The sequence below is a fragment of the Actinosynnema sp. NPDC023658 genome (assembly GCF_040639995.1).
In the GTDB taxonomy this organism is placed as follows: Bacteria; Actinomycetota; Actinomycetes; order Mycobacteriales; family Pseudonocardiaceae; genus Actinosynnema.
In genome coordinates, this window is record NZ_JBFAAX010000602.1 from 1 (window position 1) to 3455 (window position 3455).

Here is a 3455-nt window from a genome sequence, read left to right on the forward strand (position 1 = left end):
CGACCGTCGGCGGCATGACCGCCTGTCCGCTCAGCGTGGCCTCGACCGTGTGCCGCAGCGCCTCCGGCGTGGCGTCCCGGAGCAGAACGGACCGGGCACCCGCACGGACGGCACGCACCCCCGCCGCCCCCACCGCGCCCTCCATGACGGCGATCACGACCGTTGACGCCGTCTCTTGCCGCAACTGATCCAACAGGAGCCAGTCCGACTCCGACCGCACCGTCAGCAGGACCACCGCAGGCCGGGACTTCCGTGCCCAAGCGAAGACGTCCACCGGCGTCTCGACGGAGTGCCCGGCGGCTGACAGGACCCCGGCGACCCCCTGCCGGAACAGCGGCAAGGGGTCCACGACTGCGATGCGAGCCACCACCGGCGTGGCTGGTCCCTTCCCCGGCCGCCGGAGGTCCCTCCGGCGGTCTTCGTGCCGGCCTGCCGTCGCTGGGCGACTGCCAGAGAGATCATCCTCCGCTTCCGGCCGAACGTGTCGCAGCCGGTCATGGACACGCCGGTTCCTGTCAGAGGTCTGCCAAGCACGGTCATGGACCTGCACAGCGACCGTTTCTTAGCGTCACCCGAGGCCGTTCAAGGCGAATACGGGGGCAAACGTGGTTTACGACAGCGACAACAACGACTTCCCCTCCGCACCGATCCGCCCGGAAGACCGGCCGCGCACACGAACCCCAGAGTCCCGGCTGCCGCCCGAGAACGTGCGCCGGGAGATCCTCCGGCTGGCCAAGGAGGTGGGCTACGGCCCAGCGAGAATAGAGACGGTGCTCCGCAAGGACGGTGTGGGGGGACGCCCGGTGACGCTGCCGATCTCCGTCATCAGGGCCGTCCTCGAACAGCACCGACCACACGGGACCGACCATCGGGCCGCAGGAGCGGCCAACTGATTCGCCGCGCCCGCCCCGACCCGGCCGCCACGCCTGTGGGGTGTCAGGACTCTGCTCTGGCGTACTGGCTGCGACGATCACGCATGCTGGACCTCCAGGGCATGATCGTGAGGTCTGGCGTTACGACTGCTGTACCTGATCTTCGTCCGACTCGGTGACTGGCTGGTTCTGCTCGGCCGGTCATCCGCGGCCAAGGAAGTGGAGTTGCCGATACTGCGGCACGAGGTCGCCGTGCTGCGTCGATCCAACCCCCTTCCGCGCCTGGAGTGGGCTGACCGTGCTGTACTCGCCGCGTTAGTGCACCGACCCTGTACCTGCCAATAATCTCATCCATGCAGGTAGAGGACGCGCGGCACTCAGGGCCCCGAGGCGCTCAGGTCACAGCTGCCATCCTGTGGGGTGTCAGAACTCTGCACTGGGGTGCTGAGCTGCGACGATCGCGCACGCTGGACCTCGAGGGCATGATCGTGAGGTGTGGCGTTACGACTGCTGTACCTGATCTTCGCCCGACTCGGTAACTGGCTGGTTGGTCCTGCTCGGCCGGTCCTCAGCGGCCAAGGACATCGAACTGCTGGTGCTGCGGCACGAGGTCGCCGTGCTGCGCCGGGCCAACCCCCGCCCGCGGTGGGAGTGGGCCGATCGTGCTGTGCTCGCCGCGCTGGTTCGCCGACTCCCCCGGCGGTTGCGCGAGCGCCGGTTGGTGACACCGGGAACGCTCCTGCGATGGCACCGGCGCCTGGTCGCGCGGAAGCGGACCTTGTGCCGCTCGAAAAGTCATCGCCGCTGGTAGAGCGGGGTGTCAGCGCGTTGGGACCATTTCCGGGTGATCGTGTCCCTGCTGTACAAGGTGACCCGGAAGGTGTTGTCCGCCCCGGCGGTGCTGCTGCGCGGCGAGGCGGCTAAGGACGCCGAGCTGCTCGTGCTGCGGCACGAAAACGCGGTCCTGCGCCGGCAACTCGCGGGTCCGGTCCGCTACGAACCCGCGGACCGATTCTGGTTCGCCGCCCTGTCCGCGCTGGTGGATCGCTGCCGGTGGCGGAAGGTCTTCCCAGTCACGCCGGGAACCCTGCTCGCCTGGCACCGCAAACTCATAGCCCGCAAGTCGGACCACACCGCGCATCGACGCCCACCGACACGAGCGGCGGTCAAGTCGCTCGTGCTGCGGCTCGCCCGGGAGAACCCTCGGTGGGTCATCGGCGGATCCAGGGTGAGCTGGCCCCGACTCGGCCACCACATCGCACCCTCGACGGTCTGGCAGATCCTGCACGACGCGGGCATCGACCCGGCACCACGCCGCAATGGCCCGACCTGGCGGCAGTTCCTCACCGCCCAGGCCCAGGGCATCATCGCGGCGGACTTCCTCCACCTCGACACCGCGCTCGGCAAGCGCCTCTACGCCGTGGCGTTCCTCGAACACGACACCCGACGCCTGCACATCACCGGCGTCACCGCCCACCCGACCCAGGTGTGGACCACACAGCAGGCCAGAAACCTCACCGCCGACCTCGGCACCCGCATGGAGTCCCTGCGCTTCCTTCTCCGGGACCGCGACGGCAAGTACAACCAGACGTTCGACGCCGTCTTCCAGGCCGACGACCTGCACGTGATCAACAGCGCGCTACAGGCGCCCCAGATGAACGCCCACTGCGCACAGGTCATCGGCACCATCAGACGCGAACTCCTCGACCATGTCCTGATCACCGGCGAAGCCCACGCACGACACGTCCTCGAAACCTACGAACACCACTACAACCGACACCGACCCCACCAAGCCCGCCAACAACTACCACCCGAAGCCCGGCAGCACCCCGCCGCCGCACACGACCTCGACACCCATAGACCGCTCCGCACCCGCATCCTCGGCGGCCGCATCAACGAATACAGAAATGCTGCCTGACCAGCAGCGATGACTTTTCGAGCGCCACAGGCACCGCGGTCGCCGCGATGCCACCGCCGAGCCTCACTCCTCGGGCAAGGAGAAGCGGATGCGCGTGACCCGGCCGCCGTCGACCTGGTCACCGATCTCCAGTTCCAGCTTGCGGCACCTTCCGTGCCGTCGCCGTGCAGGTCCACCACGGTCTCGCTGGCGCCGTCGTCGCCCAGCACCTCCACGCGGACCGTCGTCGCCGAGAAGTCCTTGAGGTCGCGTTCCCGCCGCTTGCGCCAGGCCATCCACAAGCCGGTCAAACTTGGCCGTGACCGCGCCGGCGGCGACGTTCTCCGCCACCGACACCAGGACGTCCACCAGCGGGCCGCGGTAGCCGGTGTCCCGATCGGCCCGTTCTACCGGGCCGGGCAGCGCACCGGCCACCTCCGCCGGGGTCAGTCCGCTGTTCTCCACCTCGAAGCGCATGACACCTCCACTACCCTGGTTCACCCGTGCACCACCCATCGCCCGCCGTGCTCGCGGCCCGGCGCGGACTCGTTCAACGTGCGGACGAGGTCGACCACCGCGCCGCGCCGCGCGTGGGTCCGGCGGGCGGCGGCGACGATCTTCGGCGCCCACTCCACGTCGCGGATCGGGCGCAGCGGCGATACCACCAGCGCCGCGCCGGCGTCGAG

Annotated in this window: 4 protein-coding genes and 1 pseudogene; 2 read left to right on the forward strand and 3 right to left on the reverse strand. The window is 69.2% G+C overall.

Translation table 11 applies throughout. The features are described from left to right. Positions 1-340: pseudogene (locus AB0G02_RS31895) on the reverse strand (DNA-binding response regulator); the annotation flags it as partial. A 265-nt stretch (positions 341-605) separates the two neighbouring features. Between AB0G02_RS31895 and AB0G02_RS31900 the strand changes: the two are divergent. Together AB0G02_RS31900 and AB0G02_RS31905 are read left to right on the forward strand one after the other, a co-directional pair. Next, a complete protein-coding gene (locus tag AB0G02_RS31900) occupies positions 606-893 on the forward strand; it encodes a hypothetical protein (RefSeq protein WP_360801511.1) in 288 nt (95 codons plus the stop codon). An 823-nt stretch (positions 894-1716) separates the two neighbouring features. Continuing rightward, positions 1717-2790, forward strand: coding sequence for an integrase core domain-containing protein (locus AB0G02_RS31905; protein WP_360801514.1), 1074 nt, complete (start codon positions 1717-1719; stop codon positions 2788-2790). 63 nt (positions 2791-2853) lie between these two features. Here AB0G02_RS31905 and AB0G02_RS31910 read toward each other — a convergent pair whose 3' ends face one another. After that, positions 2854-3246 carry a hypothetical protein gene (locus AB0G02_RS31910; protein ID WP_360801517.1) on the reverse strand — a complete coding sequence of 131 codons (393 nt, stop codon included), beginning with the start codon at positions 3244-3246 and terminating at the stop codon, positions 2854-2856. A gap of 20 nt (positions 3247-3266) precedes the next feature. Then, positions 3267-3455 (reverse strand): hypothetical protein (locus tag AB0G02_RS31915; RefSeq protein ID WP_360801520.1); only part of this gene is annotated, 189 nt, incomplete at its 5' end.

Coding starts and splice junctions, on each gene's coding strand:
- AB0G02_RS31910 (WP_360801517.1), bottom strand. CDS start 3,246: ATGCGCTTCGAGGTGGAGAACAGCGGACTGACCCCGGCGGAGGTGGCC.